This window comes from Variovorax sp. OV329, assembly GCF_900114785.1.
Lineage (GTDB): Bacteria > Pseudomonadota > Gammaproteobacteria > Burkholderiales > Burkholderiaceae_C > Variovorax.
In genome coordinates this window covers 12,095-27,476 of record NZ_FOUG01000033.1, presented here as the reverse complement: position 1 = coordinate 27,476, position 15,382 = coordinate 12,095, and the positions used below count along the sequence as shown (strand labels likewise).

Sequence of the window (15,382 nt, the reverse complement as noted above, 5' to 3'; positions counted from 1 at the left end):
GCATGGGCGACCTTGCCGATCACCTTGCCGGTGGCGGGGTTGTACACGTCCAGCGTCTTGCCGCTGGCCGCGTCGCACCATTCGTTGTTGATCAGCAGGCGCGTATGAGGGTAGGTGCCCGAAGTTGGCGTGGATTCGGATGTTGTCGCGAGAGAACTCGTCATGGGGAGCCCTAGATTGAGGCGTTGACACAAACAATTCGCCGGGTATGATAACGATAACAGAAATCGCCACAACAGCCACATTCATCTCCATGACGAACGATTCAACCACTCGACATCGCATTGCACGGGTCGACATCTTTCCCGTGGAAGTGCCGCGCCATGGGTCATTCGATCTGCAACGTGGGCGCACGCCTCGGACGTCGCCCTTCACCGTGGTCCGCGTGACGACGGATCAGGGAGTGGTGGGCTGGGGGGAGGGCGACACGCAGGTGCGCAGCCTCTTCACGGTGGCACGCGATCATCTCGCGGATGCTCTGGTGGGCGACGACGCCTTCAATTTCACCGCGTTGCACGCCAAGATGGACGCGATTGAGATGATGGTGACCGAACGCCTCGGGCATTGGAACTGCGTGCGTTGCGCCATCGACATTGCCTTGCATGACGCGATGGGCAGGGCGCTCAACGTGCCGGTGTATCAGTTGCTGGGTGGCAAGCAACGCGATTCGTTCGAGATCGTCAAGAACATTGGCGTGAGCGATTCGAAGACGTCGGCGGAGATTGCGCTGCGCTGCACGCAGGATGGCTATCGCAACATAAAGATGCGAGTGGGGGGGAATCACAGCGTCGACGTGGCACGTATCCGTGCGGTGCGCGAGGCGGTGGGGCCAGACATCAGCATTCGAATTGATGCCAACCAGGCCTGGACCCCGAAGCAGGCAATCCAGAGGATCCAAGACTTTGAAGCCTATGGCATCGACAGCGTTGAGCAGCCTTGCAAGTTCTGGGACCTCGAGGGCGGCGCGCAAGTCGTGCGCACGGTGCGCACCTCGATCATTGCGGATGAAGGCTTCTGGAGTGCCAACGATGCGCGGTTGCTGTTGCAGGCGCGTGCAGCTGACACGCTGCATGTCTATCTCGGCAAATGCGGTGGGCTACGCGAGAGCATGCGCATTGCTTCGCTGGCCCAGACCTTTGATGCCGACATCTCGGTGGGCGAGCGCGTTCCGCTTGGCATCTCGGAGGCGGCGCATGCGCACTATGCCGCGGCGCTGTCCAACGCGCATTTTCCGGCCGCGCTGGCCTACGACCTGAATGAGCACGACCTGCTGTGCAAGCCTGTGCGCAAGGAAGGGGGCACGATGTATGTGCCTGAAGGCCCGGGTCTCGGGATAGAGGTGGACGAAGACGCGCTGCGCCACTACGCGATGAAGGGCGCAGAATGAGCTTCAACATCACGCCTTCCAACTACCGGGACCACCACTCGCTCGCCCATGAGATGGGCAATCTTTGGGAAAACAACGGGTGGATGGTCTGGGACCGCACCGGCGGAGAGGATATTCTGCTGTGGGCTTCGCCTTACCGGTTGTTCGGTGGGCAGCCGGGCGGTCCGTATGCGCTGGGCGACGTGGCGCTTTCTCAGACGTTGCTGGTGCGCGCAGCGACGCCCGCGCCAGGACAGGCCGCGATGCGCGACAACCCGTTTCTCTGTGTGGGCTACGACCTGGGGGACCATCTGCCTGCCCAGGCGATCCAGGTGGACATCGACGCGAGCCGCGCGCGCTGGCAGGTTGGCAACCGCCAAGTCATCGCCCGTCCGCCTCAGTGGTCGCTGCATGGTGAACACGCGGGTGTCGGCTTGGACCTGTCGATGCAAGCCATGGGCCCGGGCTTCTGGTTCACCGATCCTCAGGCCCGTGTGGAGGAGACCGAAGAGCAGTGGTTTGTGGCTTGCGCGCGCGCCAAAGGTGTTATCGATGTGCAGGGAGAGCGCATCCCGATCTCCGGATTTGCGAGCCATGAACGTCATGTGCATTGCGGCGTGCGCTACAACCCGGTCAAGACGCTGTCTGCGCGCGGCGTGACCTGGCACGGTGGAGGTGCGGGTGACACGCAGATCATATTCCTGTCGCGTCCGTCCCTCGGCCTGGCATGGTGTCGCCTGGTGCATCAGGACCAGGTTCTGGATTTCAGCGCGCCGGAGCACCGCTATGCGATCGACGAGACAGAGTTCTGGGTGGACCCGCAAAGCCGATTGCAGATTCCTTGCGCGTGGCGTTCGACCTTCGAAGGACCGTCGGGCCAGGTGGTGGTGCGGGCGCGCGCGCACGCCCGTGCGTACTACCTGTGGCCGCACTACAAGCACGGATGCACCGTGCTGTATTGGTGGCTGGCTCAGGCGAATGTGCAGATCCGCGCCCGCAACGGGTTGAGCCTTGAGATCGAGGACATGCAATACATCGTTCACGACAACCGGCTGTTGTACCGGCAGCACCGAAACGACTGAGGATTCTTGATGCCCACTGTACTGATTACCGGCTGCGGTCGCGGCCTGGGTCTGGAGTTTGTCCGCCAGTACGCGGCTGACCAGTGGCGAGTGATCGCCACCGCCCGCGAGCCGCAGGCGACGCCCGAGCTTGCCGCCTTGGGGGGCAACGTGCGCGTGTGCGCTCTCGATGTCACTGATTTCGCCGCGGTCCAGGCCCTGGCGCACGAGCTTCGCGAGGAGCCGATCGATCTGCTCGTGAGCAATGCGGCCCTTGCGCGGATGAATCCGCCCTTTGGATCGACAGACTACCCGACCATGCGGCGGATCGTCGAGACGAACGCAATCGCGCCGTTGCACCTGGCCGAGGCGTTCGTCGAGCATGTGGCCCGCAGCGAATTGCGGGCAATGGCCTTCATCTCCAGCCGCATGGGTAGCACGACGCTGAACACGACCGGCGGTGCATACGCCTACCGGGCGAGCAAGGCAGCGCTCAATTCGCTGGTCAGGACCATGGCGATGGACCTGCGTGAGCGCCACATCACGGTGTTGGCGTTGCACCCGGGCTGGGCCAAGACCGAGCCCGGGGCACGGGTAGAGGTCGATGAAAGTGTGCGGGGCATGCGCCGCGTGATCCATCGGGCCAGCGCGCACGAGACGGGTAGCTTCTACATGTTCAATGACACGGTGCTGCCTTGGTAGCCGGGGCTCCGATTATTGTGCGCTGCGTTCACGAGGCGCACAACCAGGTGGGTGAATCCCCGTTGTGGGATCCCCGCGACCAGGTGCTGTATTGGGTAGACGCGTACGCGGGGGCGATTCAGCGCCTGGATGCCACGGGAGGTCTGGCGCGCTGGCCATTGCCCGGTCCCATTGGCTCGCTCGTGCTGCGAGAAGCCGGAGGATTGGTTGGCGCCATGGAGGGCGGCTTCTTCTTCGTCGATCTTGGGGCCCCCGGCGAGCCGGCGCGCTTGCAAGCCATCTGCGATCCGGCGGGCGAGGTGCCTGGAACGCTGTTGAACGACGGCAAATGCGATCCGCGGGGCCGCTATTGGTGCGGATCGCGCGATCGCAGCCTGACGCATCCGATCGGGCGGCTCTATCGATTGGGGGCGGAGGGCAAATGCAGCACGATGGACGAAGGCTTCATCGTCTCCAACGGGATCGCCTTCAGCCCCGAGGGCAAGACTCTGTACCTGGCGGACTCGCGTCAACACACCGTGTTTGCTTACGATTTTGATCTGGACTCAGGCGCGATCCGCAATCGCCGGGTGTTTGTCACAACCCATGCCGTGGGAGGGCGACCCGATGGCGCCACCGTGGATTCGCAAGGCTACTACTGGTGTGCGCTAGTGCATGGGGGCGCGATCGCGCGATTCGCCCCGGACGGCCGGCTGGACCGGCGCGTCGAGCTGCCCGTGCGGCACCCCACTATGTGCAGCTTTGGCGGTCCCGGGCTGGATGTGCTGTACGTGACCAGTGCGAACGCCATGCTGGCGGACGACGAAAGGGCTTCGCAGCCACTTGCCGGTGCGCTATTCGCGATCGAGGGGCTGGGGGTGCGCGGTCTGGCCGAGCCGCGCTTTAAGGGTTAGCGCTCCAGCGGTTGCATGCGCAGACTGGCGCGCAGCGTCTGGCCGGGTGCCAGGGTGCGGGTGCCGGTATTTCGTAACCCGCGGGCCTGGAGGTTGAATCCGTCGATAGCGTGGCTAACCGGCTCGACGCACAGGAACGGCGCGTCGGTGGGCGCGAACAGGATCACATGGCGTAGCAACCGGCTGGCTTTCAGGGACAGGGCGCACCCTTGGCTCGGCCAGTGAAGCACAGCGCTGCCGTCCCATTCGCTCAGCGCGCGCACCAGGGCGTCTCGTGGCGCATGACGGCGCAGATGGACAAGGCGCTGCACCACGGGCAGGGGGACGCTGCCCACTGGCATCACGTCGGCCGGCACAGGCCAATCACGGCGCGCACGCAACTGCAGGTCGACATCGCCGTGATCCGGAAAGTAGGGGTGCCAGCCCAGTCCCGCGGGCATGGGCTGAGCGGCCAAGGCGTGCAGGCGAAGTTCGAGTTCAAGTTGACCGGCCCGCAAGCGCACGAACTGCTCGGCCCTGAATTCGAAAGGCCAGTCGCGATCGGCCCGGTGCATCAGTTCCATGGCGAGCGACCCGTCGCCGTGCTTGATTACGGTCCAGGGGCGGCGCCAGCCGGGGCCGTGCATGGCGTGAGGTGCCCCAAGCGGATCGGCGCTAAGCTGCAGGTCGCCCTCTGGCCGTGCGAGTTGCGCGTGGCGGATGCGGTTGGAGTAGGGTACGAGTGGAAAGCAGCCGCCACGAACGTGCTGCCCATTCCGAGCCTCTTCGTGCGAGATGGGGTGCAGCCACTGGGGCTGCTGCCTTGTCTCTGACCAGAAGCGTAGAAGGCGACCCCCGAATTCGGGACAGACCTCCACGCGGAGGGCGCCCGCCCGTAACAGGAAGATGGCGGCTTCTGGGTTGACCTGAGGAGCACTGGCCTGCATAATATGGTAGCGATAACATTATTGCGCGCAAGCGTCACGGAGAGTGGATCGATGCACAAGATTCGGGTCGGTGTGGTGGGTCTGCGGCATGGGATGGCCAGTGTGCTGGAGGTGTGCAGGGACGAGCGCTTCGAGCTGGTCGCGCTGTGCAGCCACGCGCGGGAAACCTACGATTACCTGTTGGGCGCTGTGCCGGACAAGCCCTTGGACAGCGTGACTTTCACGGCGCCGCGCGAGCAGCTGATCGCGCAGAGTCGCGCCTTGCGGGATTTCAGCCAGGTTGCTTTCTACGACGACTATGCGCGCTTGTTGGCGCATCCTGGACTGGAGGCGGTGATCCTGGCGGTGCCCATCAATCTCAATGCGACCTACGCGAGCGCGGCGCTGGAGTGCGGCAAGCACGTCATGGCGTCCAAACCATTTGCGGTCAACTTGGTCGAGGGCATGCGGCTTCTGGACGTTGCGCGCAGGGCTCGGGCGGCGTTTGTTCTGAACTTCGAGTTTCGCCAGTCGCCGCTCGTGCGGCGAGTGCGGGCCGAACTGGACGAGCGCCACATCGGGGAGCTGCGCATGATGTGGTGGAACGCGTTCCGCATGCCTTTTCGACCTGGCTATCGGCAACGCGCCGTCAGTGGCGGAGCCTTCGTGGCGGAGATCTGCCATTGGATCAATCTGTTTTCGCTGTTCAACGACGAGCATCCGTTCTCGCGCCTGTGCAGTTTCGGAGGGCTGGACGTGTTGGGAGGACAGCAGGACTTCGAAGACAACGCCGTCACGCTGATCGAGTACGAGAACGGGGTCCGCGCGAGCCTGAACTTCAGCTATTTCACTGACTATCCGCGCCACAACCTGTTTGGACTGGTGGGGGCCAACGGCAAACTGGTGGGCGACACGGATGGGGCGGGGCGCTTGCAGGTCTACGATCCCGCACATCCGGGCGGACGTGAGGTCGTAGTCGATGCGGCCGAACACGAAGGGCATCTGGGTTTCGATCTGGCGCACCGGCGCTTTGCCGACATCGTCTTGCAGGGGCGCCGCGTGAACGAGTCTGAGGCGGGGCAGGGCTTTGAGAATCTAGTGACGTGCTTGGCGGCACAGCGTTCGTTGGAACAGGGGCGTGTGGTTACGCGCAACGAGCTGCTCGCGGGTTGATTCATGTTACCGTTGCGCCCGGCGTAGACGCCCTGTCCGACGTCGAGGAGTTCCGGGCTCCGGTGGGTCGGACCCCTCTTTTCGTATTGATGGCGCACTGCATGTTCATTCCTCTCATTTTCAGCTCGAGTCTGTCGCATGGGTAGAGTCAAGCGCGACGCCGAGGGCGCGGTGCCGCCTGTGCCGACCATGGCCGACGTCGCGCGGGCTGCTCAGGTGAGTGTGATGACCGTCTCACGCGTGCTGCGTGGTGCGATGTATGTGGACGAGGGCACGGGCGAGAAGGTCAAGGCTGCTGCTGCCAAGCTGGGCTATGTGCCCAACCGACTGGCCGGAAGCCTGTCTTCGCGCTCGACCGCCATCGTTGCGGCCATCGTGCCGACCATCGCCAACTCGCTGTTTGCCGATACCGTCCAGGGTTTGTCCGACGAACTCGGTCGGCGCGGCATTCAGCTGATGCTGGGCTGCTCGGCGTATGACCCTGAGCTGGAGAACAGCCTGATCTCCACCACGGTGTCCTGGCGCCCCGCCGGCATCGTGGCCGTGCCGGTGCGCGAGAACCGCGCGGAGCTCGCGCTTCTGCCTGCGCGCGGCGTGCCGGTGATCGAGGTGTGGGACATCGACAGCAAGCCGGTAGACGCCTGCGTGGGCTATTCCAATTTCCAGGCGGCGTACGCGATGACGCGGCATCTGCACGAGCAGGGCTATCGCCGGATCGCTTTTGTGCGCAGTTCGCGCACTGGCGATATTCGCACGGCCAACCGCAGCCGGGGGTACGCGACGGCGGTCGAAGAGTTTGAGCTGGCGCCGGGCCTGCACTTCGAGATTGATTATCCCCTGGCCACCTCCGGGGGCGTTATCGCCATGCGTTGGTTGCTCGAGCGCAAGCTGGGGCTGGATGCCGTCTTCTTTTCGAACGACATTGTGGCGATCGGCGCGCTTTACGAGTGTCGGCGACGCCGCATTGCCGTGCCACGCAATCTCGCCATTGCGGGCTTTGGTGACTTTGATGAGGCCTCGGTGTGCGTGCCTGCGCTCACGACAGTGAGGGTGCCGCGCTACGAGATCGGTCGACGCGCGGCCGAAATGCTGGTCGCGCGGCTGGACGGAAAGTCCACCCGGTCGCGGCGCGTCGATCTGGGTTTCGAACTGGTGCGTCGCGAAAGTGCCTGACTGGGCGCGGCGACGCTTGAGCGTCGCGCGCGCTGGGCGGGACGGTCCGGCAGACTCCAAGACTCAATAGCCTTGTGCGTGGTTGAGTTCCGCGCGCGAGCGGATCGCGGATAAGGTGTTGGCGCAGCTTCGCATCATCAAGCCCAGATCGGACGCCACGCCGACGTAGTCGAACCCGGCCTGCCGGTACGCCGCCACGACTTCAGGGGTGCCTCCAACGGTGCCGATCGGCTTGCCCAGTTCGTGGCAGCGCTTGACGCATTGCGTCATCGCTTCAAGAACGGCTGGGTGGGTCAGGTCGCCGATGTGGCCCATGGCGCCGCTCAGGTCGCCGGGCCCGACGAAGATCGAGTCAATGCCCTCGACCCCCGCGATCTCTTCGAGATGATCGATTGCGGTGGGTGTTTCGATCTGCACCACTACAGACACGGCGGCGTTGGCCTTGTGGAAATAGTCCTTCACGGTGCCAAAGCGCGATCCGCGGCTCATGGCGGCCATGCCGCGAGCGCCCAGGGGAGGGTACTTGCACGACGCCGCAGCCTGCCTAGCCTCGTGGCCATCTTGCACGAAGGGAAAGAGCAGTGTTTGCGCACCCGCATCGAGGACGCGCTTGACGGTGACCGGATCGTTCCAAGGCACGCGAGTGATGGGCACGAGCCCGGTGCCTGAGAGAGCCTGGAGAGTATGAACCAGGTTGGTCAGGTCCAGCGGGGAATGCTCCATGTCGACGACCGCCCAGTCGAAGCCGGCGCAGCCGATCGCCTCGGCGATGATCGGCGAGGCCGACATCACGAAGGTACCGACGGCAAAGGTGCCACTGGAGGCGTGGCGGGCAAGCAAATCCTGGAAGGGGTTGTTCATCAGCGAGGTGTCCGTGGTGAGGAGGGATGGAAAGACGGTGGCGAGGTGCTGCGCTCAGGAGCTTTCTCGCGGCACCAGTTGAAACCCGAGGTCGATGACTTCGCCGCCGGCGCTCGAATCGTTGAAGCGCTTGAGCAGGTGATCGGCCACCGCAAGACCGATTTCCCGGCGCGGCGGGCGGATGGTGGACAGGCGCGGTGAGCTCCACGCGCCATAGTCCAGGTCGCCGAAGCCGATCATGGCGATCTGCTGGGGGACCGTGATCCCGCGTCGCTGGCACTCGAACATGGCGCCCAACATCAAGGCATCGTTTGAGAAGAAGGCCCCGTCGATTTCCGGGTGCATTTCCAGCAGTTCCCGGAAGACGACCGCGCCGGCTTCCACGCTGGCGCGCTGGGGGATCACGTGCGAAATGGGCGATTGGTGCTGGGTTGCCCGCACCGCATCCAGAAAGCCCTCGCGGCGTTGCCAGGCGCGCCGATCCTCGTCGATCGCTGCGCCTGCGAACGCGATGCGGCGCCTGCCCCGCTCGAACAGGTGTTGTGCGGCCTCACGACCGACGTCGCGGTGGGAGAAGCCGATGGTGGTATCCAGGGCGTTGTCTCCGAGCTCCCACATCTCGACGATCGGGATGTCCAGGCCGACCAGGCGCTTGAGGGTGCCACGCGCGTGGTGCGTGCCGGTCAGCACCATCGCCGACGGCAGCCAGGAGAGAAAGGAGGTGGCGAGTGCCTCCTCGCGCTCGGGCGAGTAGCCGCTGGTGCCCACCATGAGTTGGTAGCCATGCGGCTCCAGGCGATCGGCCATCGCCTCCACGGTGGCGGCAAAAAAGGTGTTGATGAGCGAAGGAACGATCACGCCCACGGTGCGGGTGCGTGATGCTGCCAGGCCACCGGCCATGCGGTTGGGCACGTAGCCGGTCTGCTCGATGGCCGCATTGACCTTGGCACGCAACGCATCAGACACGGCCTCGGGGTTGCGCAGAGCGCGCGACACTGTCGACGCGGAGACGCCGGCCAGCTGGGCGATGTCAGACATCTGCGCCCGCCCCATCGGGCGGCGCGCAGGCGGGAGGCGGCTGACGGGATCGGAAGACGCGCTCATCGACTATTGGCAAACCCGAGTGGTTCTTGCAAGCGCAATCATTGGAAATTGTCCATCTAAGTATTTGATTTCTATGGAAGAAAACAAAATCATGATGCATCTTGCAAGCGCTGTCAAACTCACTATATACTGATTTCGCTGCTGTCGGCGAGCACTTGCGCCGCAACCTTCCCTGCTATCAAAGGCAACTCATGGCCAGCGTGAACCTGAAAGAACTTGCCAAGGAATTCGGTTCGAACCGAATCGTGCAAGGGATCAATTTGGACATTGCACACAACGAGTTCATCGCCTTGTTGGGGCCCTCGGGATGTGGCAAGAGCACTACCTTGCGCATGATCGCGGGGCTGGAGAGCGTCAGCAGCGGCGAGGTGCTGGTGGACGGGTTGGTGGTCAATGACCTCGCGCCTAAGGATCGCGACATCGCGATGGTCTTTCAGGACTATGCGCTGTACCCGCACATGAGCGTTTACGACAACATGTCGTTCGGGCTATCGATCCAGCGGGTGCCCAAGAGCGAGATCCACGAACGGGTGCTGGCGGCAGCCCAGGCGCTCAACATCGCGAACCTGCTCGATCGCAAGCCCAAGGAGCTGTCTGGGGGTCAGCGCCAGCGGGTGGCGATGGGTCGTGCGATCGTTCGACGGCCCAAGGTCTTCCTGTTTGATGAGCCGTTGTCGAACCTGGACACGAAGCTTCGTGCACAGATGCGCACCGAGATCAAGCGGCTGCATCAGCAGGTGGCTACCACGGTGATCTACGTCACCCACGATCAGGTCGAGGCGATGACACTCGCGGATCGCATAGTGCTGCTGCGTGGAGGACTGATCGAGCAGGTGGGCACGCCGGACCAAATTTACAACCACCCCGCCTCGATGTTCGTGGCGGGCTTCATCGGATCGCCATCCATGAACTTCGTGCCGGGCGTGCTAACGCAAGATGCCAGCGCCGTCCATCTGGACTGTGGCCCGCCTGTGACGTTGTCGCTGAGTACGGAGCAGACGCTGCGCTATCGCGCGCACGGCGGGCGCCGCGTCATCGTAGGGATTCGTCCCGAGAACATCCTGCCGGCCAGCGGGCGGGGCGAGGGTGGGGCGGACTTGTGCCCGATACTGGACATGATCGAGCCGCTGGGCTCCGACACCCTGGTGTTCTTTCAGTTAGGAGAGGCGCAGGTGGTGGCCAGGTTGCCTCCGTCCACGCGCGCCGCGCGAGGCACGTCGATGGCCCTCCAGGTGGATGCGCAGCAGCTTCACCTGTTCGACCCTGGGACCGAGAAGGCGCTCTGAGCGCGCGAGCCCACGATGAAGTGATTCTTGCGTACCGATATGTTATCGATAACTTAAACCACGGAGACAAAGGCATGCACGAGCAATCTGGAAATCGCCGGGACTTCATACTGTACGCAGGCGCCGCGGCCGCGGGTCTTGCCTCCACCATCGCTTTGCCGCCCGCGCGGGCGGCACAAAAAAAGATCAGCTTTCTCACGTGGAACATCTCCGATCAGCAGGAGCTGTTCAAGCAGTGGATTGCCGAATTCAAGAAGATCCGCCCCGACGTCGAGGTGGAGTGGCTCGACAAGAACGGGACAGAGTACGCCGCCTACTACCAGACTCAGGTGATGGCGGGCACCCCGCCGGACATCATCGACACGCAGGGCGCGCTGTGGCTGGAGTATGCCGCCGCGGGGGGGTTGATGGATCTCACGCCCTACCTGGAAAAGGACGCGGACGTTCGTGCGCGATTCAACGCCGCATATCTGGCGAACTGGAAGTTGGAGAACAAGAACTACATGCTTCCGTTCCTATTGACCAAGACCATGGTCATGTTCAACCGGACGATGTTCAAGGCGTCGGACATCGCGGAGCCGCCGGCGAGCTTCGAACAGATGATGAGCAGCTCGGCGAAGATGGCGTCGGGCGACAAGTCCGGCTTGCTGCTGCTTAACTTCGATTGGCTGTACTGGCCGATGTTCAAGATGAACGGCGTGGACTTGCTCACCGCCGACATGAAGAAGGCCGCCTTCAACACGCCGCAGGCGGTGGCCGTGCTGGAGGCGCTGACCCAGCAGACCGCCGGCGGAGGCATCAACAAGATCTCCTGGACGGGCCGCTGGACGGAGCCCATCGGTGCGTTCGCGAGCGGCAATGTCGGCATGCTGATGGCGCACTCGCCGGCGTTCTTCGTCATCCGTGGCCAGGCCCCCTGGCTCAACGCCAACACCTTTGGCGTGGCGAATGCACCTGGCGGGTGGTCCACGCCCAATTCCCATGGCTGGGGCATTTCCAAGGGGTCCAGGCATCCCGAAGAGGCTTGGGAGTTTCTGAAGATGGCCACCAGCGAGAGGTGGACCCAACGCCTGAGCGAAAGCCGCAAGGTGGTGACGGGCAACATCGCCTCGGACAAGGCGATTCTGGAGGCAATGCGCAGCCAGGACCCGTTGGCTGCCCAGGTGCTGCAGACGCAACTGGAGAACACTGACAAGCTCACTGGCAACTGGCCGTTGCCGAACGACGCACGGGTCAAGCAGGCCTTTTATCCGGAAATCCAGAACGCTGTGCTGGGCCGCAAGTCCGCCGCGCAGGCGCTCAAAGACGCGGAATCCAAAGTCAACCGAGTACTTGCGGCCTGACCGAGAGCGCGACAGGCATCCAACCCATGGCGCTGACGGCCATCATTCATTGCAGGGCAGCCCCCCATGAGCATCTCCGTTACCACTCCTCAGACTTCCAGCTTGGATACGCGTCGGCCCGTCGCAGGGGCTCGCCGGGCGCCCGCCCGGCCGGCTCGCCGGCTGCGCAGCGACGTGCTCCTTGTGTGGTGCTTCCTGCTGCCTTCCATCGTTGTCTTTGTGCTCTATCGGATCCTGCCGCTGGTGTGGAACGTGGTCATGTCCTTCCAGCATTTTTCGCTGTTTGGCGGCACGAAGTGGGCCGGCCTAAGCCACTACGTGGAGATGTGGAATGACGAGGTGTTCTGGGCGTCGTTGGGCAACACGCTGATCTTTCTGGCCAGTGCCCCGGTCGGCATCGTCCTCGCTCTAGCCATCGCACTGATGCTCAACAGCGAGATTCGAGGGCGAAACATCTACCGCACGGTGGTCTTTCTCTCGTATCCGCTTATGACGGTCGCGGTGGGGATCATCTGGCGCTGGCTGTACGACGAGAAGGTGGGGCTGTTCAACTACGCGCTGCGCACGCTGGGCCTGATTGATCAGCCGATCCCGTTCCTGCAGAGCTTCGAACTGGCACTGCCATCGGTGCTGGTGGCCAACATCTGGCAGATCTTAGGCTTCTACATGATCATCTTGTTGGCCGGTCTGCAGAACATTCCGGCCAACGTGTACGAAGCGGCGGCCATCGACGGCGCGAACGCCTGGCAGATATTCTTTCGCATCACGTTGCCGCTGCTGCGCCCTGCCATGTTTCTCGCATTTGTCGTGGGCGTAATGACTTCGTTCACCAGCTTCGACCTCGTCTACGTGATGACGCAGGGTGGGCCTGGACACAGCACCGAGTTGCTGGTGACCTACATCTATAAGGCGGCGTTTCAGCTCTCGAAGGTGGACTATGCCGCGGCCCTGACCGTGGTTCAGTTTGCCTTGCTGGTGACCCTGACCTGGCTTGGAAACCGATGGTCCGGCGGCGAAGCCGGTTCGAACCAGAAAGCATGACAATGGCCCATCCAAACTCTCCCGCCCGCGTCGATCGCGTGCCGCACCATCAGGCGCTTCCTTCATGGGTGCTGCACACGCTGCTGGTGGTGATCAGCGCGTGCATGCTGGTGCCTTTCTACTGGGTGCTCAAGACCAGCCTGACGGGCGAGAACATCTTCACCTATCCGCCCAATATTCTGCCTGTTGATCCGCAGCCGTTCTTCTTCGTCGACACCTGGTACTACATTCCATTTGCGCGCTATCTGCTCAACAGTGTGATTGTTTCGACGTTGGCCATCATCGCCAACGTGGTGTTCAACGCGATGGCCGCCTATGCGCTAACCAAGCGCTTCAAGGGGCGCGGTTTGATGATGGCCGCCTTGCTATCGTGCACGATGATCCCGTTCCAGAGCACGATCGTTCCGGCCTATCTGATCACCGGCAAGCTCGGTCTGCTCAACAGCTATCTCGGATTGGCGCTGCCGACCTTCTCGACCATTGTCTGCATCTTTGTGTACAAGGCGAGTTTCGAGGCGGTGCCGCAATCATTGATCGACGCGGCACGCATCGATGGCCTGTCGGAACTGCAGATCATCCGAAAGATCATGTTGCCGCTGTCGCGTTCTGCCGTGGCGACCAACGTGATTCTTTCTTTCATCTGGTCGTGGAACAACTTCTTGTGGCCTCTGATCATCGTGCGCGAGCCGGAAATGCAGACCCTGCCGCTGGGGCTTTCGAGGTTCATGGCGTACCACGAGAACACGACGGGCGCGCTCTACGCGTTCTGCGTGATGGTGCTGTTGCCTGGCATCGCAATCTTTCTGATGGCGCAGAAGGAATTCATTCGCGGCCTGACGTCTGGCGCCACCAAGGGTTGAAGGAGCCGTCCATGCGTCGAACACTCTCACGCATCTTGGGCAGTCGCTTTTTCTGGGTGCCTGCCATCCTGGCGATCGTGGTGATCGGGTGGAACGTTTACGTGGAGCTCCACAATGACGGCGTCGTGCGGGGACGGGTGGTGGGCCCCAATGGTGAACCCGTGGTAGGGGCGACGGTGAGCATGTTCGAGCAAAACTTCAATACCAACTCGCCCCGCTCGAGCACGTACACGGATGCGCAGGGACGCTTCGCGTTCTCGGACAACCGCTCCCACAGCATCCAGTTGCGCGCGGAGATGCCTGACATGCGGCTCTCAGGGCAGCGCGCCGTGCGTCTTTTCTTCCGATCTCAGCATGTGGAACTGAGCGAGCCGCTGCGCATGGCCGTGCAGGCGCCCGGCGGCTGATCGCCGATCATGGCCGCGAAGCGGCGGGCGATCGCTCACCTCTTCCAATAAAAGTCGAACGCCACGGCAATCGCCGCGACACATCAAATGACGGGTTTAACCCGATTGAGGCTAAGAGCGCTGTGGATCAGATTCTCGTGGTATCGCTAACATCTCCTAGCCCACACATGTTGTCACGATCGCTGCGTCGGCCAACACGGCGGCGTCGCCTTCAGTCTCTGTCATGAAACTCTGTCGGTTCCTTGCCCGAATGCCCGCGATCATCGGATTGGGTCTTGCACTTGCGTTGACGGTGACACTGGCCCATGCCGACTGGCCAACCCGTCCCATCCGCGTGATCGTGCCTTTCCCAGCGGGTGGGGGGGTCGACGCGAATGCGCGGCTTATTGCACCCTTGCTGTCGCAAGCGCTGGGGCAGCCGGTGATGATGGAGAACAAGCCGGGTGCGGCAGGTAATCTCGCGTTGGGCTATGTGGCCGACACCCCAGCGGACGGCTACACCTTGCTGTGGGCCAATGTGGGCGTGCTCACGATCAATCCATTTCTTTATCCGATGAAACATGACCCGCGCACGGCGCTCGCACCCATCGGGCTGGTCGTCAAGAACCCCTTTGTGCTGTGGACCTCGACAACGATGCCTGGCGAGGATTGGAGCGCGTTTGTTAAAGCCGCCAAGGCGCAGCCGGGCACCTACAACTTCGCCTCGGGCGGCAGCGGCACAAGCAACCACCTTTGCACCGAGCTCGTGAAGCGCGCCGCAGGCATCGAGATGCCCCACATTCCCTACAAGGGGGGCGCGCCGGCCATGGTGGATCTGCTCGCCGGCCGCGTGCATGGCTACTGCGACGTCTACAGCGTCGGCGCACCCTACCTCGCGGACGGCAGGCTCAAGGCCCTCGCGGTCACTTCCGCTCAGCGCCTGGCGGTGCTGCCGGGAGTGCCGACCTTGATCGAATTGGGCATGAAGGATATCGAGATCACGGGCTGGCAAGGCGTGCTGGCACCCGCTGGCACGCCGAGGACGGTGATCGAGAAGCTCGCAGCTGCCTTACAGCGAATCGTTGAGAGCGAGGCGATCCGAAACGACTTTGCGCGGCAAGGCGTCATTGCCGCTGCCAGCACACCAGCGGAGTTTGGCGCCTTAATCGCCAGCGAGACCCTCCGATGGGGCAAGCTGGTAAAGGAAACCGGCGCCCGCGCCGAGTAG

The 15,382-nt window shown here is 63.0% G+C and carries 15 protein-coding genes; 12 read left to right on the top strand and 3 right to left on the bottom strand.

Annotation, left to right across the window (positions count from 1 at the left end; genetic code table 11):
- The first annotated feature begins 253 nt into the window (after positions 1 to 253).
- Genes BM345_RS28865 through BM345_RS28850 form a run of 4 tightly spaced genes read left to right on the top strand, consistent with a single transcriptional unit; the run spans position 254 to position 4,022 of the window.
- Positions 254 to 1,387 carry a mandelate racemase/muconate lactonizing enzyme family protein gene (locus BM345_RS28865; RefSeq protein WP_175545205.1) on the top strand — a complete coding sequence of 378 codons (1,134 nt, stop codon included), beginning with the start codon at positions 254 to 256 and terminating at the stop codon, positions 1,385 to 1,387.
- Positions 1,384 to 2,448, top strand: a complete 1,065-nt coding sequence (locus BM345_RS28860) for a hypothetical protein (protein ID WP_093387113.1) — start codon at positions 1,384 to 1,386, stop codon at positions 2,446 to 2,448. The genes BM345_RS28865 and BM345_RS28860 overlap by 4 nt, the downstream gene beginning before the upstream one ends.
- A gap of 9 nt (positions 2,449 to 2,457) precedes the next feature.
- A complete protein-coding gene (locus tag BM345_RS28855; protein WP_093387110.1) occupies positions 2,458 to 3,129 on the top strand; it encodes an SDR family oxidoreductase in 672 nt (223 codons plus the stop codon).
- Between the two features lie 47 nt (positions 3,130 to 3,176).
- Positions 3,177 to 4,022 (top strand): SMP-30/gluconolactonase/LRE family protein, encoded by an 846-nt coding sequence (locus BM345_RS28850; protein ID WP_217654043.1) that lies wholly within the window; start codon positions 3,177 to 3,179, stop codon positions 4,020 to 4,022.
- On the opposite strand, the gene BM345_RS28845 is transcribed toward BM345_RS28850, so the two are convergent.
- Positions 4,019 to 4,948, bottom strand: a complete 930-nt coding sequence (locus BM345_RS28845) for an aldose 1-epimerase (protein WP_093387107.1) — start codon at positions 4,946 to 4,948, stop codon at positions 4,019 to 4,021. The two genes, BM345_RS28850 and BM345_RS28845, sit on opposite strands and share 4 nt — an antisense overlap.
- A 51-nt stretch (positions 4,949 to 4,999) precedes the next feature.
- Between BM345_RS28845 and BM345_RS28840 the strand changes: the two genes are divergently transcribed.
- On the top strand, positions 5,000 to 6,100 hold the full coding sequence (locus tag BM345_RS28840) for a Gfo/Idh/MocA family protein (protein ID WP_175545204.1): 1,101 nt from the start codon (positions 5,000 to 5,002) through the stop codon (positions 6,098 to 6,100).
- Between the two features lie 138 nt (positions 6,101 to 6,238).
- Entirely contained in the window at positions 6,239 to 7,273 is a 1,035-nt protein-coding gene (locus BM345_RS28835; protein WP_093387102.1) for a LacI family DNA-binding transcriptional regulator, read from the top strand.
- Between the two features lie 63 nt (positions 7,274 to 7,336).
- Here the strand turns inward: BM345_RS28835 and BM345_RS28830 are convergent, their stop codons facing one another.
- Positions 7,337 to 8,134, bottom strand: coding sequence for an HpcH/HpaI aldolase family protein (locus BM345_RS28830; protein WP_093387099.1), 798 nt, complete (start codon positions 8,132 to 8,134; stop codon positions 7,337 to 7,339).
- Between the two features lie 54 nt (positions 8,135 to 8,188).
- Positions 8,189 to 9,172, bottom strand: coding sequence for a LacI family DNA-binding transcriptional regulator (locus tag BM345_RS28825; RefSeq protein WP_217654042.1), 984 nt, complete (start codon positions 9,170 to 9,172; stop codon positions 8,189 to 8,191).
- A gap of 257 nt (positions 9,173 to 9,429) precedes the next feature.
- Between BM345_RS28825 and BM345_RS28820 the strand changes: the two genes are divergently transcribed.
- The 6 genes from BM345_RS28820 to BM345_RS28795 all read left to right on the top strand — a co-directional run bounded on the left by BM345_RS28820 (position 9,430) and on the right by BM345_RS28795 (position 15,382).
- Positions 9,430 to 10,524 (top strand): ABC transporter ATP-binding protein, encoded by a 1,095-nt coding sequence (locus tag BM345_RS28820; RefSeq protein WP_093387094.1) that lies wholly within the window; start codon positions 9,430 to 9,432, stop codon positions 10,522 to 10,524.
- 74 nt (positions 10,525 to 10,598) lie between these two features.
- A complete protein-coding gene (locus BM345_RS28815; protein WP_093387090.1) occupies positions 10,599 to 11,867 on the top strand; it encodes an ABC transporter substrate-binding protein in 1,269 nt (422 codons plus the stop codon).
- Positions 11,868 to 11,933: 66 nt separating this feature from the next.
- On the top strand, positions 11,934 to 12,908 hold the full coding sequence (locus tag BM345_RS28810) for a carbohydrate ABC transporter permease (RefSeq protein WP_093387088.1): 975 nt from the start codon (positions 11,934 to 11,936) through the stop codon (positions 12,906 to 12,908).
- A gap of 2 nt (positions 12,909 to 12,910) precedes the next feature.
- The gene (locus BM345_RS28805) at positions 12,911 to 13,768 is read left to right on the top strand and encodes a carbohydrate ABC transporter permease (protein WP_175545203.1); all 858 of its coding nucleotides are present in this window, start codon (positions 12,911 to 12,913) and stop codon (positions 13,766 to 13,768) included.
- An 11-nt stretch (positions 13,769 to 13,779) separates the two neighbouring features.
- A complete protein-coding gene (locus tag BM345_RS28800; protein ID WP_093387083.1) occupies positions 13,780 to 14,175 on the top strand; it encodes a carboxypeptidase-like regulatory domain-containing protein in 396 nt (131 codons plus the stop codon).
- A 250-nt stretch (positions 14,176 to 14,425) separates the two neighbouring features.
- Positions 14,426 to 15,382, top strand: a complete 957-nt coding sequence (locus BM345_RS28795) for a Bug family tripartite tricarboxylate transporter substrate binding protein (protein WP_175545202.1) — start codon at positions 14,426 to 14,428, stop codon at positions 15,380 to 15,382.